The 26145-nt window shown below is 33.4% G+C and carries 25 protein-coding genes and 1 pseudogene; 8 read left to right on the forward strand and 18 right to left on the reverse strand.

The window, feature by feature from the left end:
- Positions 1–53 precede the first annotated feature (53 nt).
- Complete coding sequence (lpxK, locus tag ACNC7R_RS04110; RefSeq protein ID WP_417939721.1) at positions 54–1064, forward strand: tetraacyldisaccharide 4'-kinase; 1011 nt, start codon at positions 54–56, stop codon at positions 1062–1064.
- 14 nt (positions 1065–1078) lie between these two features.
- Here the strand turns inward: lpxK and ACNC7R_RS04115 are convergent, their stop codons facing one another.
- The 3 genes from ACNC7R_RS04115 to lipA form a co-directional block, all read right to left on the reverse strand.
- Complete coding sequence (locus ACNC7R_RS04115) at positions 1079–2956, reverse strand: ATP-binding protein (protein ID WP_417939722.1); 1878 nt, start codon at positions 2954–2956, stop codon at positions 1079–1081.
- A 26-nt stretch (positions 2957–2982) separates the two neighbouring features.
- The gene (gene gap, locus ACNC7R_RS04120) at positions 2983–3981 is read right to left on the reverse strand and encodes a type I glyceraldehyde-3-phosphate dehydrogenase (RefSeq protein WP_417939723.1); all 999 of its coding nucleotides are present in this window, start codon (positions 3979–3981) and stop codon (positions 2983–2985) included.
- Between the two features lie 61 nt (positions 3982–4042).
- On the reverse strand, positions 4043–4909 hold the full coding sequence (gene lipA / locus ACNC7R_RS04125; RefSeq protein WP_417939724.1) for a lipoyl synthase: 867 nt from the start codon (positions 4907–4909) through the stop codon (positions 4043–4045).
- A 239-nt stretch (positions 4910–5148) separates the two neighbouring features.
- On the opposite strand from lipA, the gene ACNC7R_RS04130 reads away from it, so the two are divergent.
- Positions 5149–6021, forward strand: a complete 873-nt coding sequence (locus ACNC7R_RS04130; RefSeq protein WP_417939725.1) for a M48 family metalloprotease — start codon at positions 5149–5151, stop codon at positions 6019–6021.
- A gap of 59 nt (positions 6022–6080) precedes the next feature.
- Here the strand turns inward: ACNC7R_RS04130 and ACNC7R_RS04135 are convergent, their stop codons facing one another.
- The 10 genes and pseudogenes from ACNC7R_RS04135 to recF form a co-directional block, all read right to left on the reverse strand.
- Entirely contained in the window at positions 6081–6461 is a 381-nt protein-coding gene (locus tag ACNC7R_RS04135; RefSeq protein WP_163407681.1) for a PH domain-containing protein, read from the reverse strand.
- 171 nt (positions 6462–6632) lie between these two features.
- A complete protein-coding gene (locus tag ACNC7R_RS04140; RefSeq protein WP_417939726.1) occupies positions 6633–7466 on the reverse strand; it encodes an energy transducer TonB in 834 nt (277 codons plus the stop codon).
- Between the two features lie 157 nt (positions 7467–7623).
- Positions 7624–8175 carry an RNA polymerase sigma factor gene (locus tag ACNC7R_RS04145; protein ID WP_417939727.1) on the reverse strand — a complete coding sequence of 184 codons (552 nt, stop codon included), beginning with the start codon at positions 8173–8175 and terminating at the stop codon, positions 7624–7626.
- Positions 8166–9272, reverse strand: a complete 1107-nt coding sequence (locus ACNC7R_RS04150; protein ID WP_417939728.1) for a glycosyltransferase — start codon at positions 9270–9272, stop codon at positions 8166–8168. Before ACNC7R_RS04150 ends, ACNC7R_RS04145 begins: the two co-directional genes overlap by 10 nt.
- An 82-nt stretch (positions 9273–9354) precedes the next feature.
- Positions 9355–9969, reverse strand: coding sequence for an FMN-binding negative transcriptional regulator (locus ACNC7R_RS04155; RefSeq protein ID WP_417939729.1), 615 nt, complete (start codon positions 9967–9969; stop codon positions 9355–9357).
- A gap of 12 nt (positions 9970–9981) precedes the next feature.
- Positions 9982–10440: a GNAT family N-acetyltransferase gene (locus tag ACNC7R_RS04160; protein ID WP_417939730.1), complete on the reverse strand. Its 459-nt coding sequence runs from the start codon at positions 10438–10440 to the stop codon at positions 9982–9984.
- A 44-nt stretch (positions 10441–10484) separates the two neighbouring features.
- On the reverse strand, positions 10485–11498 hold the full coding sequence (gene murB, locus ACNC7R_RS04165; RefSeq protein ID WP_417939731.1) for a UDP-N-acetylmuramate dehydrogenase: 1014 nt from the start codon (positions 11496–11498) through the stop codon (positions 10485–10487).
- 644 nt (positions 11499–12142) lie between these two features.
- A pseudogene (locus ACNC7R_RS04170) lies at positions 12143–13177 on the reverse strand (glycosyltransferase); the annotation flags it as partial.
- A gap of 87 nt (positions 13178–13264) precedes the next feature.
- On the reverse strand, positions 13265–13939 hold the full coding sequence (locus ACNC7R_RS04175) for a DUF2461 domain-containing protein (RefSeq protein WP_417939732.1): 675 nt from the start codon (positions 13937–13939) through the stop codon (positions 13265–13267).
- A gap of 45 nt (positions 13940–13984) precedes the next feature.
- Positions 13985–15064 carry a DNA replication/repair protein RecF gene (recF, locus tag ACNC7R_RS04180; RefSeq protein WP_417939733.1) on the reverse strand — a complete coding sequence of 360 codons (1080 nt, stop codon included), beginning with the start codon at positions 15062–15064 and terminating at the stop codon, positions 13985–13987.
- A 244-nt stretch (positions 15065–15308) separates the two neighbouring features.
- Between recF and ACNC7R_RS04185 the strand changes: the two genes are divergently transcribed.
- From ACNC7R_RS04185 to ACNC7R_RS04210, 6 genes are all read left to right on the forward strand, one after another.
- Complete coding sequence (locus ACNC7R_RS04185; RefSeq protein ID WP_417939734.1) at positions 15309–16088, forward strand: tetratricopeptide repeat protein; 780 nt, start codon at positions 15309–15311, stop codon at positions 16086–16088.
- 79 nt (positions 16089–16167) lie between these two features.
- Complete coding sequence (gene ribH / locus ACNC7R_RS04190) at positions 16168–16740, forward strand: 6,7-dimethyl-8-ribityllumazine synthase (protein WP_417939735.1); 573 nt, start codon at positions 16168–16170, stop codon at positions 16738–16740.
- A gap of 180 nt (positions 16741–16920) precedes the next feature.
- Positions 16921–18849 (forward strand): DNA mismatch repair endonuclease MutL, encoded by a 1929-nt coding sequence (gene mutL / locus ACNC7R_RS04195; protein WP_417939736.1) that lies wholly within the window; start codon positions 16921–16923, stop codon positions 18847–18849.
- The gene (locus ACNC7R_RS04200) at positions 18846–19595 is read left to right on the forward strand and encodes a rhomboid family intramembrane serine protease (protein ID WP_417939737.1); all 750 of its coding nucleotides are present in this window, start codon (positions 18846–18848) and stop codon (positions 19593–19595) included. Before mutL ends, ACNC7R_RS04200 begins: the two co-directional genes overlap by 4 nt.
- Positions 19596–19635: 40 nt before the next feature.
- Complete coding sequence (locus ACNC7R_RS04205; protein WP_417939738.1) at positions 19636–20499, forward strand: rhomboid family intramembrane serine protease; 864 nt, start codon at positions 19636–19638, stop codon at positions 20497–20499.
- A 46-nt stretch (positions 20500–20545) separates the two neighbouring features.
- Positions 20546–21562, forward strand: a complete 1017-nt coding sequence (locus ACNC7R_RS04210; RefSeq protein WP_417943129.1) for an endonuclease/exonuclease/phosphatase family protein — start codon at positions 20546–20548, stop codon at positions 21560–21562.
- 46 nt (positions 21563–21608) lie between these two features.
- On the opposite strand, the gene ACNC7R_RS04215 is transcribed toward ACNC7R_RS04210, so the two are convergent.
- The 5 genes from ACNC7R_RS04215 to ACNC7R_RS04235 all read right to left on the reverse strand — a co-directional run bounded on the left by ACNC7R_RS04215 (position 21609) and on the right by ACNC7R_RS04235 (position 26144).
- Positions 21609–22223 (reverse strand): WbqC family protein, encoded by a 615-nt coding sequence (locus ACNC7R_RS04215; RefSeq protein WP_417939739.1) that lies wholly within the window; start codon positions 22221–22223, stop codon positions 21609–21611.
- A gap of 94 nt (positions 22224–22317) precedes the next feature.
- Positions 22318–23880, reverse strand: a complete 1563-nt coding sequence (lepB, locus tag ACNC7R_RS04220) for a signal peptidase I (RefSeq protein WP_417939740.1) — start codon at positions 23878–23880, stop codon at positions 22318–22320.
- Between the two features lie 47 nt (positions 23881–23927).
- Positions 23928–24635, reverse strand: a complete 708-nt coding sequence (dapB, locus tag ACNC7R_RS04225; RefSeq protein WP_417939741.1) for a 4-hydroxy-tetrahydrodipicolinate reductase — start codon at positions 24633–24635, stop codon at positions 23928–23930.
- A gap of 43 nt (positions 24636–24678) precedes the next feature.
- Positions 24679–25242, reverse strand: coding sequence for a DUF5683 domain-containing protein (locus ACNC7R_RS04230; protein WP_417939742.1), 564 nt, complete (start codon positions 25240–25242; stop codon positions 24679–24681).
- A complete protein-coding gene (locus ACNC7R_RS04235) occupies positions 25242–26144 on the reverse strand; it encodes a ParB/RepB/Spo0J family partition protein (RefSeq protein ID WP_417939743.1) in 903 nt (300 codons plus the stop codon). Before ACNC7R_RS04235 ends, ACNC7R_RS04230 begins: the two co-directional genes overlap by 1 nt.
- Between the last annotated feature and the right edge of the window lies 1 nt (position 26145).

Consider the following 26145-nt stretch of genomic DNA (forward strand, 5'->3'; position numbering starts at 1 on the left):
TGTTGAAGCCTAAACCTGAAACAAATTAACGAAAAAAATTATACTTTCGTAAAATGAACTTACTTCGAAAAATACTTTTCCCGTTTTCCATTTTATACGGATTTATAACGTCAATCCGTAATTTCCTTTTTGATAAAGGAATTCTGAAATCTACTTCGTTTGATCTTCCGGTTATAGCAGTTGGTAATTTAAGTGTGGGCGGAACTGGGAAAACGCCACAAATTGAATACTTGATTCGCTTGTTGTCTGATCAGTATAAAGTAGCAACTTTAAGCCGTGGCTATAAAAGAAAATCTGAAGGTTTTGTTTTGGCTGATGAAAATTCAAACGCTGAAATTCTGGGTGATGAACCTTTTCAGTTTTATCAAAAATTCCCCAATGTTCAGGTTGCGGTAGATGCCAATCGTACTAATGGAATTACACAATTACTTTCGCAGAAAACCAAACCGGAAATAATTTTACTGGATGATGCTTATCAACATCGAAAAGTGAAAGCTGGATTTTATATCTTACTGACTGCTTTTGACGATTTGTATACAGATGATTTTATGCTTCCAGCCGGAAACTTGCGTGAGAGCAGGAGTGGAGCCAGAAGAGCCAATATTGTTGTAGTTACAAAGTGCCCTAAAAACCTGTCTGATGAAAAGCAGGAAGAAATTCGTTTGAAGTTAAAATTAGACATTTCGCAGCAAATTTATTTTACTTTTATAGATTATGATGATGCAATTTATAATAAGCAAGAGAGAATTGCTGTAAAGGAAATAAAATCAGAATCAAAAGTGCTTTTAGCCGGAATTGCAAAGCCCAGACCATTTTTTGATTTTCTAAAAAACGAAAATGATGAATGTCTGACTTTTCCTGATCATCATCATTTTTCTGAAAAAGATTTAAATCAAATTCAGAATCAGGCTCAAGGCAAAAAAATCATTACAACTGAAAAAGATTACGTTCGATTGAAAGATGCCCGGATGATTTCGAAATTATATTATTTGCCTATAAAAAGTACTTTTATCAATCATCAGCAAAATTTTGACGCTGCTATTTTGAATTATGTGAAAGGCTAATTTCAGGATCGATGTTAATCAAAGAATTGAGCAATGGTATTGTAAAATATATCAGGCACAAAAGGTTTTGTAATAACATCATTCATTCCGAAAGACAAAAGCTGTTCTCTGTTTTCGTTTAGTGAAATAGCGGTAAGAGCAATGATTGGTGTTGTTTTGTCGAATTCCCGGATTAATTGGGTAGTTGTTGTGCCATTTATACCTGGTAGATGGACATCCATTAAAACTAAATCAAAACTTTTTGTTTTTAAGAGTTCGATTGCTTCCTCACCATTATCAAGTATTTCACAACATATAGATTTGTTTTCGAGCATTTTTCGGGTAATCATCTGATTGATTTTGTTGTCTTCAACTAACAAAATGAGTTTGTTTTTTAACTGGTCATCATTGTAGTTTTTAATCTCCTGAATCTTTTCTGAGGGATTTTTACTGATATCGAAGTTTAATTTAAAATTAAATGTAGAACCTTTTCCCTCTTCACTTTCTAAATGAATTTTGCCTCCTAAAAGGTGAATGAGTTTTTTTACAATAGTAAGCCCTAATCCTGTTCCGCCATATTTACGATTTACTTCTACTGAACCTTGCGAAAAGCTTTCAAAAACTTTTTTATGCTTGTCTTTGGGAATCCCGATTCCTGTGTCAGTTATTTCAAAATAAACCGTTGCTTTTTCATTTTCCAGACCATCTAGTTTAGCAATAACTGAGACTTTTCCGTTTTGGGTAAACTTTAATGCGTTGTTGATTAAATTCAGGATAATTTGTGAAAGCTTTGTTGTGTCGCCAATTAAATTGTCAGGAATGGCATCATCTATTTCCAGTAGTAAATCATTGTTATTTGCAGATGCTAATTCTTTTAACGAATTCTGAATGTTACTAAGTAAAGCTTTTAAGTCAAAGCTGATTTTTTCTATTTCAATTTTATTTGAGTCAATTTTGTTGATTTCAAGTATTTCATTGATAAACGTGGTGAGGTAATTTCCGGAGAATTTTAACGAATCTAAATATTTTAATTGAGATTCTTTTGGATTTTCTTCAAGTAATAAGTGCGCAATTCCGTTTATAGCGTTTAATGGAGTCCGGAGTTCATGACTTACAGTAGATAAAAATTCAGATCTGGCTTTTGAAGCTTCTTCGGCTTTATTTTTTGCCAGAATAAGCTCTTTGTTTTTTTCTCTTAAGAGTAAATTACTCTGGTTTCTGATAACGTTGTTTTTGTAGAGGGCGAGACTCAGTAAGGATAAGATAGATATTAGTGCAATAGCCAGAATACTGATTAATTTGGAGTATCTGTATGTTTTAATCTGAGCTTTTTCTTCATTTATTTTTCTCTCTTTGTTTAAAAGATGAATCTCATCGATTTTTGCGTATTTTTCAGAATTGGATTTGCTGTAATTTATTCTTAAAATAGTATGTTCTATTTGATAATGTTCATTTAGATAGCTGTATGCACGTTCGTATTCCTTTTTACTTTTATAATACTGGCTTATTGCTAATATAATACTGGCTTTTTGTTTTAAATTTTGAGTTTTTGCATTTAAATCGAGAGCCTTATTAAAGTAGAAAATGGCGGAATCACTTTTCTTTAATTGCGTTTCTATTAACCCAAGTTGATAATAGGATTCTGATTTGATTGCTAAAGTTTTGGTGTTGTCCGGACGGCTGATTATTTGTTTTAGTGTTTTAGAAGCTAAATCGTATTTTTTTTGAGATTTGAAAGACATTGCTTTCTGGAAATTCAAATATTCATAAGAATTTTTGTAATTCGATTTGTCAGCCAAATTTTTATCTGGGCTGGATAATATGGCATCATGAAAAAAGATATCTGTATTCGGTTTAATTTGCGAATACAAAAGGGTGGAAAAAAAACTGATAATAATAAAAAGGTATCTCATAATACAATACTTTTTATAATGGAATCTTATGTTTTTTTCATCAGCAAAATTAAATCGATAAGCCTTGATGAATAGCCTATCTCATTATCATACCAGCCAACCACTTTTACCATTTTATCAATGACGGAAGTTAGTTGAGAGTCAAATAAGCATGAATTTCTATTGCCTATTACATCTACTGATACGATTGGATCTTCTGTGTAATCTAATATGTTTTTTAAATATGTTTTTGATGCATTTTGAAAAGCATCATTAATTTCTTCAATAGTTACAGCGCGTTTTACGTTGAACGTAATGTCTGTTAAAGAGCCGTCAGGTACCGGAACACGGATACCACAACCGCCAATTTTTTGATGCAGATCCGGGAAGATTTTTGTAAGTGCCTTGGCTGCTCCTGTTGTAGTAGGAACAATTGACTGGCTGGCACCTCTTGCTCTTCTTAAATCTTTATGCGGCTGATCATGTAAACTCTGGTCAGTCGTATAAGAGTGAATTGTTGTAATGTAAGCTTGTTCAATACCACACAATTCATCAATTATTTTAATCATTGGAGCCGCATTATTTGTTGTACAGCTTGCGTTTGAAACAATTTTTTCACTTCCATCCAAAATTCCTTCATTTACTCCTAAAACAACAGTTTTTATGGTGTCTACTTCAGACGGAGCAGAGAGAATTACTCTTTTGGCTCCTGATTCAAGATGTGTATTTAATTCTTCGTGGGTTTTATATTTTCCCGTCGATTCAATTACAAAATCAATAGTATGACTTTTCCAGTCTAAATTTGAAATTTTATTTTCATGAAAGAATAAATAATGTTTTTGATCCACAATTATCCCTTTTTCATCATATGAGACTGCAAAAGGCAAAACGCCATGAATACTGTCATATTTTATTAAATGTGACATTGTTTTATTATCTGCAATATCATTGATTGCAACGACTTCAATTTCAGGATGGTTTAGAAGTAATCGAAATAAATTTCTGCCGATTCTTCCAAAACCATTTATAGCAATTCTAGTTTTCAAATTTTATTCTGTGATATGTTTAATCGGTTAAAATAAATTAAGAATTAACCGGATAAGCTTTTTACAATATATGTTTTTGTGCTTTATAAGATGAACGAACAAGGGGGCCACTCTCTACATGACGGAATCCTAGTTCAAGTCCAAATTGTTCGTATCTGGCGAATTGTTCAGGAGTAATAAACTCTTTTACAGGTAAATGTTTTTTGCTTGGCTGTAAATATTGGCCAATAGTTACCACATCAACATTTGCATTGCGTAAATCAGTCATGGTTTGAAAAACCTCCTCTTCTGTTTCACCAAGTCCCAGCATAATCCCTGATTTTGTTCTGTTGATCCCCTTTTCTTTTAAGTAACGTAATACTTCTAAACTACGGTCATATTTTGCCTGAATACGTACTTCGCGGGTTAAACGTCTAACAGTTTCCATGTTGTGAGAAACCACCTCAGGATTTGCTTCTACAATTCGGTCCAGATTTCTTTCGATTCCCTGAAAATCCGGAATTAAAGTTTCAAGAGTTGTGTTTGGGTTCATACGGCGAATTGCTTTTACGGTTTCAATCCAGATAATAGAACCGCCATCTTTTAAATCATCCCTGTCCACACTTGTGATTACCGCATGTTTAATGTTCATTATTTTGATGGATCGGGCCACTTTTTCAGGTTCATCCCAGTCTACTGTTTCTGGTCTTCCTGTTTTTACACCACAAAAACCGCAAGAACGTGTGCAAACATTTCCTAAAATCATAAAAGTTGCTGTTCCTTCGCCCCAGCATTCTCCCATATTAGGGCAGCTTCCTGAAGTACAGATCGTATTTAAGCTATATTTATCTACCAAACCACGAAGCTCAGTGTATTTTTGGCCAATTGGAAGTTTTACTTTTAACCATTTAGGTTTTCCGGCAGGTATATTTTCGACAACAGTTTCCATACATTAAAATTGAAAGTACAAATATACGCAAAGTTGCACAAGTTAGTGGTGTGACTAATTGTTATGTTGTCGATTTTATTGGTTAATTATCGGCAATTTGTTAATTTTATGGGATATATTAAGGTTTAATTTTAATAATGTAATGTATTTGTGATTGTTTAACGGTTAAAAGAAATAAATATAAACCGTTTTATATTTTTAGATCTAAGTATATTTGCGCTGTAATTAAATTAAAAAAAATGAAAAACAAATTGATAGTTTTAGGGATTCTATTCGCTTCTTTGAGCTTTACAAAAGTGCATGCTCAGATTAATTTAGGCGAAAAAGCAATAGGAGCAGTTCAAAAGGGAGTGGCAAGTTTTAGTTTGACAAATGCAGATGCGGCTAAATTATCTAAAGAGGCCGTAGATAAATTAGATGCAGAAAATCAGGTTGCGGGGGCAAATGATCCTTACACGTTAAGATTAAACAGGCTTTTTGGGAAACATACTTCCGGGGAAGGTTATACTTTAAACTATAAAGTATATAAACTCAAAGAAGTAAATGCATTTGCAACAGCAGACGGCAGTGTACGGGTGTATTCAGGGCTAATGGATATTATGGATGATAATGAACTGCTGGCTGTAATTGGTCACGAAATTGGTCACGTTGCTAATAATGATTCAAGAGACGCTATGCGAGCAGCTTATCAAAAAGAAGCTTTAATAGATGGAGTTTCTTCTCAGTCAGCAACAATTTCAAGTATCACGGATAGTCAGCTGGGGAAAATAGGAAGTGCTATGATCGATAGTAAACATAGCCGCAAACAAGAAGCTGAAGCGGATTTGTTTGCCTATAATTTTATGAAAAAAAATGGTTATAATGTTAATGCTGAAGAATCTGCTTTTAGAATTTTAGCCAAAATGAGTGAAGGCAATGAAGCGTCATTTTTGGAAAGAATGATGAGTTCGCATCCGGACTCAAAACAAAGGGCTGAAGATGCTAAAAAAAGAGCTGAAAAAGATGGTGTGTATAAAGCGTATGTGCAGCAAAAAATAGACAATACTGCACCAGTTAAGAAAACAACCACAAAAAAGGCAACCACAAAAAAGGCAACTACTAAAAAGAAATAATTTTTTTTAATTGACAAACCCGACAAGTTTTTAAAATTTGTCGGGTTTTTATTTTAAAATTAACCCAAAACGTGATGTGCCAATACTTTTTGAACATCATATACATTTACCGATTTATTGAATTGTTTCACAATGCTTGGTTGTAATTCGCTGGAAACCCAAATTTTTAATTCGGCATCAAGGTCAAAAGTTCCGGCAGTTTCTACACTAAATCTTGTAATGCTTTTATATGCAATTGATTTATATTCTGTTTTGCTGCCTGTGATTCCCTGTACGTCAACTAAAATTAATCTTTTGTTTGTAAAGATAAAAGTGTCACGGATTAATTTGAATCCTATTTCAAATTGCTCATTATCAGTCAAAAGCTGTCCGTATTTTTTAATTAAATCTTCCTGGTTTACTGAACTTGCGTTACCAAGGATAGCTGAAAATATTCCCATTTTTTATTTTTTAATGTTATACAACTAATATGTTTTTTTAACAGTTGTAAAAGTAGTTAAAAATAAATGAATGAGTTTTTTCAATGATTAAGAATTGTAGTTCCATTGAAGTTTTATTAATAAAAATTAATTCAAAAAAAAGCAGAACCTAAATTCTGCTTTTTTGTATTGTTATTCCATTTCTGTTTTTATCGTGATCGGAAGATTATATGCTGTTCGCACTGGTTTTCCTTCCAGTATTCCTGGAGTCCATTTTGTTTTTAATGATTTCAGAACACGTATAGCTTCTTTTCCTAATCCGTAACCTGGATCATTTTTTACTGTAATATCAGTCATTGAACCGTCTTTTTCGATAACAAAAGAAACATATACTCTCAATGTTCTTTCAGCATCCAGTTCAGGTTTGTTGAAGTTGTTTCCAACGTAAGTGTAGAACTTAGCCATTCCGCCCGGGAATTCCGGCATTTTGTCTAAAATGGCTGTACTTACAACTGAATTTCCGTCACCAATCGCCTTAGTTGCTTCTCCTTCCGTTCCATTACCGCCGGTTGTTGGTAATGCATTGACTACAGTTCCGGTTCCGGAAGTGTTATCTACTGTAGAAGCATTATTTGTATTTGGTGCGATAACTTCTGGTGTAGCGTCATGAGTTGGTACTACTACAGGATTTACTAATTGCACTTCAGTTGATGCCGGAGCGCTTTCTTGCATAGGTGGAGCAGTTGGTTCTTCTGTTTTTGGCTGTACAATTGTTGGATCCATATTTACTGGAACTAGCGGTTCATCAAAAATTGTAGGCTGTTCAGCTATAATATCGACAGGTCTAAATTTGTTGATTACAACAGATATAGCTCCCAATGTAGCGATCAATAATAGCGCCGTAAAAAGTGCAGTAACAGTTGTTTTGGTATTCTCCTGACGTAATTGGTACGCGCCGTACTCTTTGTTTTTGTTCTCGAAAACAAGATCAGTCCATTTGGTTTCGTAAAGGCTTAATTTAGACATAGTAATTAGATTTAAAAGGTTAAGTAACATTAAATCATAAGCATAAAAGGTTTTTAGTTTGACTAATAACGAAAACAAAGAACGTTTGGTATGTGAAATGTTTGGTTTTTTAAGAATAAAACTATTGATACCTTATTCTTTTATTAAAGATAGTAAATTATCGATTACGTTCGATAATTTCTGCTAATAATTTTTTAGCACGGAGTAATTTTACTTTTACACTGCTTAAGGGCTCATTAATTTTGAGTGCAATTTCCTGATACGTCATTTCCTGAAAATAGCGCAACTGAATGACTTCCTGATAATGGGGTTTTAATTCTTTGATGCATAAAAGCAAACGGGATAAATTTTGCTCTTTAATCAATGCATCCTCTGCAGATGGACTAGGGTCGGCGATGTTGTACGCCTGCTGATCTTCGTTGTCAGTAATTTCTATAAAGAGATTGGATTTCTTTTTGCGAAGTAAATCAATATAAACATTTTTTGCAATACTGATTAGCCAGGTATTAAATTTAAATTCCGGATTATAAGTTGCGATTTTGTCGAAAGCTTTTGAGAAAGTTTCAATAGTAATGTCCTCGGCTACAGTTTCATTTTCTGTACGCCTGAGCATAAATCCGTACACTTCATTCCAATAAAAATCTAATAAAAAAGTAAAGGCGATTTGATCGCCTTCTTTTGCTTTTTCTATTTTAGAATTTATTTCCAATTTACTGGTTTTGAAAAAAGATTAGTTATAAAGATATTGATTTGTGTGAATATAAGCATAATTTCAACAATAGGAAACCAGACTTTTAAATCGTTTTCTTTTAGTTTTCCAGCTGAAAATCCAATTACAATCCAAGCGATTGTATATCGGGTTGCCAATAACGCCAATACAGCTATCCATTGGAATTGAAAAGCCAATAAAGGGATAGCTAATGAGAAGAATAATAATTGGGAACAGTAAAAAAGAACTAATTGCATTTTGTCAAAAAACTTATAGTAACTAGCTGTAGCAATATGTCTTCTTTTTTGGGTAAACCAGTCTCTATAGGTTTCCTTTGGTTTAGAATAAGTAAAGCTTTCAGGCATGTATGCAATTGTAGTGTTTGCTTTGTTTGCTGCCTGGTTTACAAATAAGTCATCATCACCGGAACGAATCTGGATATGATCTATAAATCCATTTACATTAAAAAACTCTTCTTTTTTATAGGCTAAATTTCTTCCAACTCCCATGTATGGAAGTCCTGCTTTAGCCCATGAAAAATATTGCATTGCCGTAAGAACTGTTTCAAAACGAATAATTTTATTCAATAAAGAGCGCTCCGTTTTTTCATAACCTCCGTATCCTAAAACGATTGTTTTATTCATTGTAAATTGCGAACTCATGGCCGTAATCCATTCTTTTGAAGTGGGATAACAATCCGCATCAGTAAAAAGCAAATAGTCTTTTGTCGAGGCTTTGATGCCTAATGTTAAAGCATATTTTTTATTTCCCCAAAAAGCTTCGTTATTTTTTACTTTAACTAATCGGATGTTAGAATATTTTTCTTCAAATTGTTCAAAAACTTCTAATGTTTCATCGCTGGATGCATCATCAATCAAAACAATTTCAAAATCAGGATAATTCTGTTCGGCTAGTAACGGAATATATTTTTTTACATTTTCTTCTTCGTTTTTTGCGCAGACAATTACAGAAACCGGAAGTTTTTTTGGCGTAATGGTTTGAGGTTTACCGAAAGCAAACTTTCCGAAAATCCCTAAGTAGTAGAAAATTTGTATGAATACAACAGCAATAAAAAAGTAAAGTAAAAGTATAAGCATTTGATTTTAATGTCTTTTAATTTTTGAATCTTGCGAGTGCAAATGTACTTATGAATTCCTAATTTTCAATGGTAAAACCCATTTACTTTTTGTATTTTGACATTTCTTTTGCAACAGCAATTGCCTGAGGGTTTTCGGTTTTCTCTAATTCTGAAATGATGTTTTTATAATTATGATTATCACGGTTTTGAGAGAGTTTTTTCGTGGCTTGAATTTCTTCAATTTTGATTTCAAAACCCAATATTCCTCTTGCTTCACGCATTGTTTTGGCAGATAAATCCTCAATCCGAACCGGATTTTCGGAGTTCACTTCGTATTTATCAACTAGTTTTTTTAACTGTTTTACAGAAGTTTCATAATCTACAATTTTAATTCTTCCATAAATATGAACGGCTATATAATTCCATGTTGGTACATTTTCATGATCGTACCAGGATGAGGAAATGTAAGTATGTGGTCCCGTGAAAACAGCCAAAACCTGATCGTTTTCTTTAAAGCCTTCTGCTTGCGGATTCAGTTTTGAAATATGTCCCTGCAAAATTTCTTTCCCTTCAGAATTCAGTTCCAATTCTATCGGAATATGAGTTGCACATAACTTTTCGTTAGTTTGATTGATTAGGATTCCAAAACTATTTTCCTTTAAAAAAGCCCTGATTTCTTCCTGATTTTCGTTTTTGTATAAATCTGGTGTGTACATTTGTTTGATTTTTTATATCAAAGATTTTCCAAAACAAACCGCTTCAGGTCGATTTACATATTTTCCGTAATTTGGAATTACTTTATATCCTTGTTTTTGATAAAATTGCACAGCTTCATTGTTTTTTAAACGTGTTTCTAAAACCAAATTTCTAAAACCAATATCTTTAGCTTTTTCTTCGAGATAACTCAAAATAGTCTGCCCTATTTTCCTTCGCGGAAATTTTGCATACATTCGTTTTATTTCGGCTGTATTTTCATTAATTGCTCTAAAGGCTCCGCAGCCTACAATTTCATTATTTAAAGAAGCAACAACAAATAAAAATTTTGGATTGTTGTTTTGCCAGTCAGTGAAAGAGCTTTTCCCGTCGCTCCCAAAACGTTTAAATAAATCTGCTGATAATTCTTCTGTAATGCCAAGAGCCTTTTTGTCGTTTGGATCAACTGGAAGTATAGAAAGAATATTGGTCATGTTTAAATTCGTTATTTTTTGAGAATGAGTTTTACAGGAAAAAGTTAAATCACATTCACTTCAGCTTCAATATGAATGCCAAAAGTTTCAAAAACCGTTTTTTGAACCTGTTTTGAAACTGCCAAAATTTCCTGTCCGGTTGCATTTCCATAATTTACTAAAACCAAAGCCTGGTTTTTATGAACTCCGGCGTCACCAAAACGTTTTCCTTTAAAACCAGCTTGTTCGATAAGCCATCCCGCCGGGACTTTTACTTCGGTTTCTGAAACTTCATAAAATTTCATTTCAGGGAATTTTTTGTGGATTTGCTCAAAATCAGATTTCAGTAAAATCGGATTTTTAAAGAAACTGCCGCTGTTTCCCAGTTCTTTTGGATCCGGAAGTTTACTTTTTCTAATCGCAATTACAGCATTGCTTACATCTTTTAGAGTTGGTTCTGAAATATTATTTTTAGCTAATTCTGCCAAAATATCTCCGTAAGAAGTATTGATTTTATGATTGCGTTTGGTTAGTCTAAAAACAACCGAAGTAATAATATACTGGTCTTTTACCTCATTTTTAAAAATACTTTCACGGTAGCCGAAATTGCATTCAGCGTTGGTAAAAGTTTTCATTTCCTGAGTGTCGATATTTATGGCTTCGCAGGAAACAAAAGTGTCTTTAATCTCGGTTCCGTAAGCACCAATATTCTGGACTGGAGTGGTGCCTACATTTCCGGGAATCAGTGACATGTTTTCTAATCCTCCAAAATTATTGTCAATTGTATAAAGTACGAAATCATGCCAAACTTCGCCGGCCTGACTTTCAACCCAGACAAAATCATCATCTTCTTTAATTACTTTTTTACCTTTTAAATCGATATGGATAACCAAAGCATCAATATCTTTGGTTAAAAGCATATTGCTTCCGCCTCCTAAAATGAATTTTTTCTCGTTTTTGTTTGCCGATAAAATCGTTTTCAGCTCCTCAATAGAATGAACTGCAACAAATTGTTTAGCGCTGGCTTCAATGCCGAAAGTATTATAGTTTTTTAAAGAAAAGTTGGATTGGATTTGCATGCGTAAAAGGCTTTAATATGATTTCAAAAGTATGAATTATTTGCTTGGATTTTACTTTTGTTTAAAATGTCTTTTTGTGATAATATATATTATTCTATGTTGTGTCCGATTTCAATAAAGAATTCTTTTAAGTAGTTATATGCAGATTCATCGGCGTTAATATAGTTGTTTTTTGTTGTTTGCATATAGTGGCAACTAAAGCATATATTTAAACTTGATACAATTTCTTTCTCCTTGTTATAAAAAATAATTGCATCTCTATATTTTGGACCGCACATCCAGTCAGGTCTGTTGATTACTTCAATGTTTAGAATTTTTTTGAGATGTGCGACGTTTTGATCATCAAATTTAAAAGTATTTGTTTTGTGAGCTGATGAGTGGAGTTTTCCTTCGTTATCTAATATATATTGTGTATATCTCAATTTTTCTAATTCTGAAATTCTCAATTCTTGGAAATGATCTAAATCATTTTTCTTAATTTTTCTTTGATTTAATTTATTGTACTCGTTTATGTTCAGTAAATTAGTTTCCTCAAACTCTTGTCCACGTTGAAATGTGTAAGTTTCGATATATTCGAAGACTAGATTGTTGATGAAATTAGCAGATGTTTCGTATGTATCTGCTGTTGTTGCTGGTGAATTGAAATTCAGTAACTCATGATACCTATCCGCAATTACCTTCATATTAATATCATAATTAGCATTCTCCTCTACAAATTTTCTATTTCGAATAATGGCCTCATTTCGTAATTCCGGATTTTCAAAAGACCAGATCAATTCATTGGCGAGCATTTCAATGTTATCAATTGTAATTAATTGACCATTTTCGCGATGTGTAATCCAGCTTTGATTTCCTGGAATATCAGAAACAACCGGATAACAATTACATGCCATCGCTTCAAACAATGATGCAGAAACGCCTTCAGTAATCGGCATGCTGATGTAAATATTCGATTGCTGAAGTAACTTTGGAAGTTCTGTATTTGGAATTCTTCCTGTAAAAATTACTTTATTTTCGATTTGAAGTGCTGTAGCTAAATCTTTCAAAAATTGCAATCTTGTTCCATCGCCAACAATAGTCAAAGAAAAATCAATTCCTTTTTGATTTAAAATTCCGAAAGCTTTTAGGATAGAATCGTGTCGGTATTCCGGTTGAAGCGAACGTGTTACAATCGCTTCAATTTTGTTCGAATTATTGGTTAAAGGAGTAAAAAGTGATAAATCAATTCCTTTAGGAAGAATTAAAACTTTGCTCATATCAACGCCGGTTGTTTTCATGTGAATTGCCATGACAGGTCCCCAGGCATGAATTAAATGCGCTTTTTTGAAGGCGTATTTCTGAATAAACTTTTTAAAAGGATATAAAACAGAACCTTCCGGCCATAAATCAGTGCGACCTTGCTGGGCAATAGCAATGGATTTAGATCCGGATAGCGCAGCTAAGAAGCCATAACTTGTGGTTCTTTCAGCAATTACCATGTCTGGTTTTTCTTTCCTGATTATTTTTCGAATAGAAACAGGAGATAAGAAATATTCTAGAATACGTTTGAATCTGGAACTGTTTGGTGTCTGAAGTTCCCATGTAATGATTTCAAAATCACCAAATTCTTTTAAGCCTTTCATCCAGGTGATGGCATCAGCACGATAAGATTCTCCAAGAAAAAGTATTTTTCTTTTCATTTATAAAAGTTTTTCCGCTACAAATTCACGAATTTATATTGAGTATATTATTTGTATTGATTCGTGTATTCGTGACGATTTATCTTTTTATTCCTCAGTTTCTAAAGCACGATTGATAAATTCGTTAAGAGGCTTCAAAGCAATTAGTTTTTTACTCATTTTAGAAGCGAAGTCTTTCTGGGTTACTTCAGAAATATCAAATTTTTGAGTTGCTGTAAAACTCTTCAGTTTTAGAAATTCAATTGCCGGATGATCTTTTTCATAACCTCGAGGCATGCTTTTCAGAGAGTTGTTTTCATTTATGTCTAAACTCCCGAACTCTTTTTTGAAATTTTTATCGTTTAAAATTTCCTGTAAATCATCATAGAAAAAGGCAATTTCTTTACGGACTTTTTTCAAATCTTCTGCTTCAGGTGAATAAAATCCGCCAGCGATGAAACTCGCTCCTTTTTCAATATGGACATAATATCCGGAACGATTAGTGCCTTTCGCACCAGCTGACATCCAGACACCCAAATGTGCTTTATAGGGCGATTTGTCTTTAGAAAACCGGATATCGCGATTGATTCTAAAAGTACAGTTTTTAACTTCTAATAATTCTAATGAAGGATCAAGAGGTTTCATTACATCCAGAAAATCGCTTACTAATTGGTGATAATCTTTCTTGAAAATTTCGTATCGTTTTTTATTATCCTGAAACCAGTCACGGTTATTGTTCTTTTTTAAATCGTCTAAAAATTGCAATGACTCTTTTGTTAGCATAATCTGTTTTTTTATTGCAGTTAATTTTTGAATTCTTTGATAAAATTACAAATTAAATATCTTATAACTCTGGTGTGTCGATTTTACAATTGTTTCGGTTCTTTCCGGATGAGTGTCTGAAATAAAAAGCTGCCCAAATGTTTCGCTATTTACCATTTCGATAATTTTAGAAACGCGGGTTTCATCGAGTTTGTCAAAAATATCGTCAAAAAGTAAAATAGGTTTTACACCGCTTTGTTTCTTTAAAAATTCAAATTGAGCCAGTTTTAAGGCAATCAAAAAAGATTTTTGCTGTCCCTGAGAGCCGAATTTTTTTATAGGATGTGAGTCAATTTCAAAAGATAAATCATCTTTATGAATTCCGGAACTGGTATAATGCAATGCTCTGTCTTTATTTATATTTTCCTGCAGAAGCGTTAACAAATCTTTTTCGAATAGATGACTTTCGTAAACCAATTGTACGGATTCCTCAGAGCCTGTTATGGCATGATGATGCACTTTAAATATAGGTATAAATTGTTCAAGGAAATCTTTTCGTTTTTCGAAAATCGATTTTCCGTATTCATCCAGATGTTCATTATATATAGATAAGGTGTCGTTGTCGAAAGTATGGTTTAGTGCAAAATATTTTAAAAGCGCATTTCGCTGCACAATTACCTTTTGATATTGGATTAGCTGATGCAGGTAAGTGGAATCTAATTGCGAAATCACACTGTCCATAAACTTACGGCGTGTTTCGCTTCCTTCCATAATTAAATCTCGGTCTGCTGGCGAAATAATGACTAGCGGAATAAATCCGATATGATCTGAAAATTTATCATATGCTTTTCCGTTTCTTTTTAAGACCTTTTTTTGTCCTTTTTTTAAACTGCAGACAATTTGTTCTGTCCTGTTATTTTTTTCTAATTCGGCATCAATTACAAAAAACTCTTCGCCGTGTTTGATGTTTTGTATCGCCAGCGGGTTAAAATAGCTTTTTCCGTAAGCCAGATGGTAAATAGCATCGAGTACATTAGTTTTGCCAATGCCGTTTTTACCAACAAAACAATTGATTTTGCGGTCGAAATCGAAACTAATTTCGGAGAAATTTTTATAATTGAATAAAGAAATTTTGTTTAAATACATTTTTTAGACACCTGTAAAAGGTAAAATATGATGTTTAGAAACAGCAAATATTTTGGGGTGCAAATTATCGAAAATTATCGATATATTAGGCTTTTATTGCGTTTAGGAATGAATTATTTTAGAACTAAGACAGAATTAATTAAGATTGTTCAAAATATTTTTTTTTAAATAGTGATAAAATTGATTTTTTTTACTTCAGTTTCAATAAAAATTTTATTTTTGCCGTTCACTAAATTAATTTTAAATGGCTACTTACAATAAAAGAGGATATAAAGCACCAAAAGAAAAAGAAGTTAAAGAAGTAACTGAAGAAACACAGGTAGTAATTGACGAAAAAGACAGTACAACTGCTGGCGTTTTTTCGAAATTAGATGAAACTGCTTCAAGAACTGAGGATTGGGTTGCTAAAAATCAAAAAATTATTATTGGTTTTGTTGCTGGTATTGCTGTTTTAACTATTGGATATTTAGCGTACCAAAAATTTATTGAAGCACCTAAGCAGGATGAAGCTGCTAACGAAATGTTTGTTGCACAGCAAAATTTCCAAAAAGCGACTGATGGTGTAGCAAGTGATTCATTGTATAAATTAGCTTTAAATGGTTCTGAAGGTAAATTCGGATTTGTGAAAATTGCTGAGGAATATTCAGGAACTGATGCTGGGAACTTAGCCAATTATTATGCAGGTATGGCTTATTTAAACACTGGTAAATTTGATGAAGCTATCAAATATCTAGGAGAATTTAAATCAGATGATATGATTTTAAGTGCTTTAGCTAAAGGTGCAATAGGAGATGCTTATTCTCAAAAAAACAACCAAAAAGAAGCTCTTGATTATTATGTAAAAGCTGCTGAATCTAATAAGAATGATTTTACAACACCTCGTTTTTTATTAAAAGCAGGTAAAACGGCTATAGCTTTAGGTCAAAAAGAAGATGCTTTGAAATACCTCACAGATATTAAAGAAAACTTTGATGGAACTCCGGAAGCAGCTTCTGTTGATGCCTTGATTGGATTAGCACAATAATTATACTTTTTGAGTTCAGATTTTATATTTTAGATTTGTATTTTAGCAATCTTAAATTTAAATTCTAATAATAGTACAAATGGCTACCGAAAATAAAAATTTATCAGAATACGATAAAAACACAATCCCAAATGCGAAAGACTTTCGATTTGGGATTGTTGTTTCTGAGTGGAATGACACTGTAACCGAAGGACTTTACAATGGCGCTTTTGAAGCATTAATTGACTGCGATGTTCCTGCACAGCAAATTATTAGCTGGAATGTTCCGGGAAGTTTTGAACTGATTTATGGCGCAAAAAAAATGCTGCAGACGCAAAATGTTGATGCAGTTATTGTTATAGGATGTGTAATTCAGGGAGAAACAAAACACTTTGATTTTGTCTGCGAAGGCGTTACTCAAGGAATAAAGGATTTAAATGTTCAGACTGATATTCCGGTTATCTTTTGCGTTTTAACAGACAATAACATGCAGCAGTCTATTGACCGAAGCGGTGGTGTTCATGGAAACAAAGGAACCGAAGCTGCTATAGCCGCTATAAAGATGGCTTATATCCGTCAGCAGGCTTCTATTTCGCATCCTTTTACTCAGCCATTACTGTCTTCAGGTGCGATTCAGATTGAAGATACTCCCAGAAAAATTGAGAACGAATAAAAAAAACATTTTTTTTATATATTACAAAACCTATACTGTGTAAAAAAGAGTATAGGTTTTTTGTTTTTTTTATGACTCTTGAAATTCTAAAAGCCAATAGAAATTCATTAAATTTGTACACCTTGGTTTAGATTTGAAATCAAAAATCTTAAAACGTTAATCTACAATCTAAAATTTTCAATGTCGAGTATTATTCAGTTACTTCCTGATCATGTTGCCAATCAAATTGCTGCCGGAGAGGTGGTGCAAAGACCTGCTTCAGTTGTAAAAGAGCTTTTAGAAAATGCAGTTGATGCCAATGCAACTGATATTAAATTGATTATTAAAGATGCAGGAAAATCACTAGTTCAGGTTATTGATAATGGTAAAGGAATGAGTGTTACTGACGCGCGTTTGTGCTTTGAACGTCATGCGACCTCAAAAATTCGTCAGGCCGAGGATTTGTTTTCATTATGCACTAAAGGTTTCCGTGGAGAAGCTTTAGCTTCAATTGCAGCGATTGCTCATATGGAAATGAAAACCAGACAGGATCAGGATGAGTTGGGGACTCATATTATTATTGAAGGGAGTAAGTTTGTGTCACAGGAAGTTGCGGTTTTACCAAAGGGGACTTCTTTTGCTGTTAAAAATTTATTTTATAATATTCCTGCCCGCCGTAATTTCTTAAAGTCAGATACGGTTGAATTTCGTCACGTTATGGATGAATTTCAGCGTGTAGCTTTGGCGCATCCAAAAATTCATTTTACTTTTTATCACAACGGAAGCGAGATGTATAATTTGCCGGCTGCTGGTTATCGTCAGCGCATAGTTGGAATAATGTCAGGTAAAACCAATGAAAAATTGGTACCGGTTAATGAGGATACTGAAATTATAAACATTCAGGGTTTTGTATGTAAACCTGAATTTGCAAAGAAAAGCAGAGGAGAACAGTTTTTTTTCGTAAATGATCGTTTTATAAAAAGTGGTTATTTACATCATGCGGTTATGGCGGCTTATGAAGGACTTTTGAAAGATGGCTCGCAGCCAAGTTATTTTCTGTATTTACAAGTGCCGCCAAATACAATCGATATTAATATTCATCCAACAAAAACCGAAATAAAGTTTGATGATGAACAGGCTTTATATGCTATTTTGAGAGCTTCGATAAAACACAGTTTAGGCCAGTTTAATGTGGCGCCGGTTCTTGATTTTGACAGAGATTCAAATTTAGATACACCTTATCATTACAAAGATGTAAAAGTGGAAATTCCAACAATTCAGGTTGATGGAACTTTTAATCCTTTTACTGATGATAAAACGAATCAGCATTATGCGAAGGCGCTTTCCGGATCAGGAAGTTCCGGCTCTGGGGCTTTTTCCTCTTCTTCGGGTTCTGGTTCTTCTTATTCAGGTTATTCCAAAAGAGTAGAGCCTACAGCAAGCTGGGAAAGCTTGTATGTTGGTTTGGACACAGAAAATCCGGAAACTATTGAAAGTTCACCTTTTACATTTGAAAACGAGGAAGTTACTTCTTCACTTTTTAATGATGACGAAGTAGAACAGGCAAGTCAGAAAACCTATCAGATACATAAAAAATATATTGTTTCGCCGATAAAATCAGGAATGGTAATTGTGGATCAGCAGCGGGCTCATCAGCGTATTTTATATGAGCAGTTTTTGCTGAACATGACGGTAAATCAGGCTTCAAGCCAGCAATTGTTGTTTCCGTTGAATTTGTTTTATTCTTCTGATGAAATGGCTTTAATCGAAGAACTTAAACCTTCATTAGAAACAACAGGTTTTGTTTTTGAAGAGACACAATCTGATCACGTTGTGATTTCAGGAATTCCTGTAAATATTACAGAAAGTGAAGTTTCTCTCGTAATCGAACAATTATTAAGCGACTTACAAGACGGAATCCCGGCGAGCAGTTATAGTCAGAATGATACAATAGCCAAATCAATGGCCAAAAGTTTAGCGGTTAAAACCGGATCGTATTTAACCGAAACAGAGCAGGATAATTTAGTTAATGGATTATTTGCCTGTAAAGATCCCAATATTTCACCTTTTCAAAAACCTACTTTCATTACTATGCGTGTGGAAGATATAGATAAAAAGTTTGCCTTATGATGAATATGACCCCTGTTGTAAAACAACTGCTCATTATTAATATTATTTTTTTTATTGGTTCTCAATTAGTGCCGGTGTCGTATGATTTTCTGATTATGTTCTTTCCGGAAAATCCAAATTTCAATCTTTGGCAGCCAATTACGCATATGTTTATGCATGCAAATCTTTTGCACATAGCATTTAACATGTTTGCATTGTATTCCTTTGGCTCTATGCTGGAGCATTTTTGGGGAGGTAAAAAATTCTTGTTTTTTTATATTTCTTGTGGTTTAGGAGCGGCTTTGCTAAATTTCGCGGTGAATTACTATTATTATCAGGAAAGTTTGAATATTTTGATTGAAGACGGATATTCAAAAGCGAGTATTTTGCAAATTTTGAATGATGGTAACATAGCTGTTAAATGGAAAGAATTATTAACTGATTCACAACTGGATAATTTTGTACATGCTTATGGAGGAGCTGTTTTAGGGGCTTCAGGAGCTGTTTATGGATTGCTGACTGCTTTTGCGTTTATGTTTCCTAATGCTGAGCTGGCTTTGATGTTTATTCCAATTCCTATTAAAGCAAAATATTTTGTTCCGGGACTTTTGTTTATTGATTTGTTTTTAGGTCTGAGAGGAAGTTCTCTCTTTGGAAGCGGAGGTACAGGAATTGCTCATTTTGCACATGTTGGAGGTGCAGTAGCAGGTTTTTTAATGATGCTGTACTGGAAAAAAAATCAGTTTAATAACAATCGTTGGAATTAATTTTTAACTTTAATAATTAATAAAACGAAAAAGAAGCTTTATGAATATTTTGGATGATTTGAAATTACAGTATAAAATAGGAGGTGTTTCACTACGTTTGATCTATTGGAATATTGCTTGTTTCCTGATTTCATTAGTATTTTTTTATCAATATTCAGGTGGAGGATTTGCCTATCCTGACTGGTTGGCACTTTCGTCAGATCCAAGTGTTTTTCTATTTAAGCCCTGGACATTTTTAACGTATGCATTTTTCCATTCTTCATTTTTGCATTTATTGTTTAATATGATGGTTTTGAATTTTGCAAGCCAGTTGTTTTTGACCTTTTTTACTCAAAAACAATATCTGGGATTGTATATTTTAGGGGCTGTGTTTGCAGGAATTGCGTTCGCATTAAGCTATTATTTTTTAAATATTTCGGCACCCATAGTCGGAGCTTCTGCTGCAATTATGGCAATTTTGGTTGCGGCAACAACCTATCAGCCATTGATGGATGTTCGTTTGTTATTGATAGGAAATGTAAAATTATGGCACATCACTGGCGTAATCCTGGTTTTAGACCTGATGCAGTTGCGTTTAGACAATACCGGAGGGCATATCTCACATTTAGCCGGTGCCTTTTTTGGTTTTATGTATGTAAAGTTATTACAAAACGGAACAGATTTGAGTATTATTATTTCCAAAATATTAGATTTCTTTGCTAATCTATTCAAAAAATCCCCTTCGACTCCTTTTAAAAAAGTGCATAAAAATTATCAAAAACCTACAGAAAAAAAAGTGTCAAGGATTATTACCAAAGACAAAACGCAACAGCAAATTGATGAAATTTTAGATAAAATCAGCCAGTCTGGGTATGATTGTCTGACTAAGGAAGAAAAAGAGTTTCTATTTAAGGCTGGAAAATAATCTTTAGCAAAATAATATGAAAAACCTTTCCTGGTTTAATAAAATAATGTTCTTTTTGAATATAGTACTCACTGTTCTTACATTTAGTATCTATATTTTACCTTTTTTGACACCTAAAAGCTTTCCGCTTTTATCGGTGCTCACCTTGTTTATGCCGGCCTTTTTTGTTGCAAACGGGTTATTCTTTATTTATTGGGGAATTCAGTTTAAAAAACGTCTTATTTTGTCCGGATTGGTGTTGTTGACAGGAATTACATTTATTAGTAAATTTTATAAAATATCAGGTAAAGAATATGTTAAAGGTGAGAAAGACTTTTCTGTGATGAGTTATAATGTTCGTCTTTTTAATGTTTTTAAATGGCTTGACCGTGATGATATTCCTGATAATATAAAAGCATTTATAGATGAAAAAGATCCTGATATTCTGTGTATTCAGGAGTATTCCAATTCTGCACATCTGGATCTAAAAGTATATCCGCACCGTTATATTTTTATTGATGGGAAGAAAATCAAAACAGGGCAGGCTATTTTTTCGAAGTTCCCTATTATAAATGAAGGGAACATTATTTTTCCGAATTCGGATAATAATGTGGTTTATGCTGATATAAAACGCGGTAAGGACGTGATCAGGATTTATAATATGCACTTACAGTCTATTAAAATTTCTCCTGATGTAAATGAGATTTCAGATGATATTGATAATGTTAATCAAAAAAAATCGCAGCGAATACTTGCCAGAATAAGTAAAGGATTCAGGCAGCAGCAGGAGCAGGCTGAGATTTTTAAAGAAAACATCAAACAATGTAAATATCCGATTATTATTTGCGGAGATATGAATAATAGTCCTTTTTCTTATGTTTATCGAAACATAAAAGGAAAGCTAAAAGATACTTTTGAAGAAGCAGGTGAAGGTTTTGGTGCTACTTATAAATTTAAATATTATCCTGCCAGAATAGACTATATTTTTACCGATCCTAAAATGAAAGTAAAACAGTTTGAAAGTTTTTCTGATTTTGAAAATTCAGATCATTATCCAGTCATGGCAACGCTTTCAATGGAATAAATCTCATTTAAATTCCAGTCAGCAAATCGCAAATTTTAAACTCGTTTTATATAATTTTCTGTGTTTTTAAATAATCCATTGCAAATTTTCCTTCATTGAAAAGTAAATCCAAAACGCTTAAATTATTTATAAAACCATGTTTGTCATCGAAAACCTGAGGGTATTTTTCAAATGAATTCTGATCTTTTTTCCCATTAGCCAGGTATCTAAAGTCAGAAACATTTTCTGCTTCATGAAAATATTCAGTCGTTTTTCCAAATTCTAATTTCATTCGTAAACATTTGGTGACTGTTTCCAGTACTTCCATGTTTAAATCCATCAAAAAAGTATGTTTTTTTTCAAATACAGGCAGTATGTCATCTTCGAAAAATTCAAAAAAAGGAGAGCTTCTGTAAGCTGCTTCCAAAGATTTAAAATGCTGTTTTTGCCAGTCAAATTCATTTTCAATCAAAACATCTTTTGTTTTTTGATGTGCTGATCTGGAATGCTTAATTGGGATGTTTAATAACTGAATTCCATTTGGACTGTATATATAGGTGCGGTTTCTATTAGTCTGTTTCTGAAAATTATCTTCCATTTCAAAAGTAATATTTTCAGATTGAGCCATAACTGCAAAATGGCTAATTGAAGGAAAATAAGTAGGAAGTAATAAGGAATTCATGTTTTTGTTTTTTGTTTAAAAGTTTCAGGTTTCAGGTTTCAAGTTTTATACGAACCTGAAACTTGAAACCTGAAACTAAAATAACTATTTTTATTTATGCTTTATTTTCTTTTCTTTTTTTCCAAAAATATTCTCCAATAAAGAATGCTGCTAAAGCAATCAGGAAGTATTTGAAATAGGATTGTGGCTGTCCTTCGCCATCAACAGTAGTAAAAACTCTGTCCCAACGAATTTTATTGATCCCTTTTCCATTAGTGTCCCAGCTCATCCAAATGAAAACCGGTTTTCCTACAATGTGATTTTCAGGAACATATCCCCAGTACCGGCTGTCTTCAGAATTATGACGATTGTCACCCATCATCCAGTAATAGTTTTGTTTGAAAGTATATGTGGTTGCCGGTTTACCATTTATTAAAAATTTTGAACCCTGCAACTCTAAAGTATTGCCTTCGTAAGTAGTGATGATGTCTTTATAAAACGGCAATGATTCATTTGTTAAAGCAACTGTTTTCCCCGCTTCCGGAATATATATGGGACCAAAATTATCCTGATTCCATTTGTTGATATGAGGGAAAATGGAATTGTCATTTCCTTTAGAAATTTGTCTTTTTACATTCGTAACTCCGGGAGTGTTTTTTAAACGCTCAACACTTTCTTCCGTTAAAGCTGCGAAATATAAGGTGTCTCTTTTTACTTCATCCTTAAATCCCATAACATCAACAAGATTGACTTTGAGCTCTTTTAAAAGAGATTCAAAATCAATAGGTGTTTTCCCGTCTAATGCTACAGCATATGAATATTGTGGTTTTGCTCTTTCAGGAAGGATCAGTTTTTTGTTATTGATATAAACAAATCCGTCCTTTATTGATAAACTGTCGCCAGGAACTCCTACACAGCGTTTGACATAATTTGATTTCTTGTCAATTGGTTTTATAACGCCAGGTTTTCCTTTTGGCTCAAAGAAGTAATGTACTGTATCGACCGGCCAGTTAAAAACGACAATATCATTTCGTTTTATTTTTTCTAAAGCCGGAAGCCTGAAATAAGGTAATTGTGGCCAGCTTAAATAAGACTTCTTTTTTGTTAAAGGAATAGAGTCATGAACCATTGGCAGAGCTACAGTGGTCATGGGTACACGAGGCCCATAGTTTACTTTGCTCACGAAAAGGAAATCCCCAATTAATAATGATTTCTCTAATGAAGAAGTTGGTATTGTAAACGGCTGTACAACATATGTGTGTACCAAAGTTGCAACAATTATAGCGAAAAGCAGTGAGCTAACCGTGTCGGCGGCTCTGTTTTCAGGAGTTAATTTTCTCTCTGCATTATACTCTAATTTTTGGGTATAATTGACATAATAAATATAAAATCCCAGAGTGAAAATCCCTAGAAAGGTGTCTAATGTTGATTTTTTTCCAAATGTTCTCAAAGTTTCCACCCAAACTACAGGGAACATAATAAGATTGATTATGGGTATGAAAAGCAGGATTGTCCACCAGGTTGGGCGTCCAATAATTTTCATTAAAACAATCGAATTGTAAACTGGGATTGCTGCTTCCAAGGATTTACGGCCTGCAGCCTGATATAACTTCCAGGTACCTAGAAAATGGATTACTTGTACCGCTAAGAAAAAAACAAACCAAAGATAAAGTGTCATAGTTTTATATTTTAGTTCTGAAATTTCAGAATATTATTTTTTGGATTTTATTTAGATTCCAGATTCAAAACGTCTTTCATTGTGTAGATTCCTTTTTTGCCTGCGAGCCATTCAGCGGCAATAACAGCTCCAAGGGCAAATCCTTCACGATTGTGAGCAGTATGCTTTAATTCGATGCTGTCAACTATAGAATCGTAAGTTACAGTATGCGTCCCTGGGACATCACCAATTCTTTTAGCTTCAATATGAATTTCATTTGACTTCGGATCTTCCATTGTCCAATTTGCATAAGTGCTGTTTTCAATAACCCCTTTTGCTAATGAAATAGCTGTTCCGCTTGGTGCATCTAACTTTTGAGTATGGTGAATCTCTTCCATTGATACTTTGTAAGAGTCAAATTGACTCATAATTTTAGCTAAATATTCATTCAACCCGAAAAATATGTTAACCCCTAAGCTAAAATTTGAACTGGATATAAAACCACCTTGTTTTTCTTTACAAAGTGCTTCTACTTCATCATAATGTTCTAACCAGCCTGTGGTTCCTGAAACTACCGGAACATTCGCATGAAAACAACTTGAAATGTTAGCTACAGCAGCTGTGGGAACACTGAAATCTATAGCGACATCTGCTGTTGGAAGGCCGTCATAGGTGTTGAATTCATCTTTTTTTAGTACGATTTCATGCCCTCTTTCCAGAGCAATTCTTTCGATTACCTGACCCATTTTTCCGTATCCTAAAAGTGCAATTTTCATTTTCTTGTATATTTTTTTATTTAAATAGATAGTAAAAAGCTATTTAAAAGTTGTAATTAAAGGTTAGTCCTATATTTGGTTTAAAAGTTACATCTGTAGGGTATATTTCAGGACGCATAGATAATCTTTCATTTACATTAAATTGTATCAGGGAAGCATCAACATTAGCGTCAATGATATTTAAAGCATAAAAACCAACAACAAACAATGATGATAAGTCGCGATTACGCTGATAAAATTTTTGGGCTGCAATTAGACGGGAGTCATCAAGCCTTGCAAATTTTTCGCTTGAATCATAACCCTCTAGTCTTCTTTTGTATTCATTTCTTACTTCACGATATTTTTTTTGATTGTCAAGATAAAAATACATACTGGTGCCAATTGCGCCATACACCAAAGGAATTTTCCAGTATTTTTTATTGTATGCCTGTCCTAACCCTGGTAAAATTGCCGAGTAGAAGGCAGCTTTTGCTGGTCTCAGCGGGTCTATTTCTTCTAATTTAGAAGTGTCTTTAGCGACTAAAACCGTTTCTTGTTTTACCTGAGCAAAAAAAGAGACGGTTCCTGAGAAAAAGAACAATAGACCTATGGGGACAATTTTATTCACTATCCGTTTATTAATTTTATAATTCTGTTAAAGTCGGCTTCTGAGTTAAAAGGGATTGTAATTTTTCCTTTTCCGTTTCCGGCAACTTTTATATCAACTTTTGAACCAAAATAGTCATTGAATGTGTTTTTTTGAGTTTCTTTAACTACAAATGAAGAAGCTGTTTTTGGTTTTCCTTCAGCTTTCGGTTTGAGGCCTTCGTGATAATTTTTTACTAAAGTTTCAGTTTCACGTACAGATAGATTTTGGCTCACGATTTTTTGGTAAATATCGGTCTGGATGTCCAAGTCTTCAATATTGATAATGGCTCTTCCGTGTCCCATGCTGATAAAGCCATCGCGGATACCTGTCTGAATAATTGGGTCTAATTTTAAAAGACGTAAATAATTAGCAATGGTAGAACGTTTTTTTCCCACACGTTCACTCATTTGTTCCTGCGTTAACTGGATTTCATCTATCAACCGTTGGTATGAGAGTGCAATCTCAATAGGGTCTAAGTCGTGACGCTGAATGTTTTCAACCAAAGCCATTACCAATGATTCATTATCATTGGCAATACGGATGTAAGCAGGAATATGTGTTAAGCCTATCAAAGTCGAAGCACGTAAACGGCGCTCTCCGGAAATTAACTGATATTTATTAAATTCTAATTTTCGAACAGTAATAGGCTGGATCACCCCTAATTCTTTAATAGAAGTTGCTAATTCACGTAAAGATTCTTCATTAAAATTACTTCTGGGCTGAAACGGATTTATTTCGATAGCACTTATTTCAAGCTCAATGATGTTTCCAACAACCTTGTCAGCATTTTTGTCTTCTACTGATGTAATGTCATTTTCCGGATCCTTTAATAATGCTGATAATCCTCTTCCTAAGGCTTGTTTTTTAATTGCTTTTGTCATA

The organism is Flavobacterium adiutor (genome assembly GCF_048282555.1).
Lineage (GTDB): Bacteria > Bacteroidota > Bacteroidia > Flavobacteriales > Flavobacteriaceae > Flavobacterium.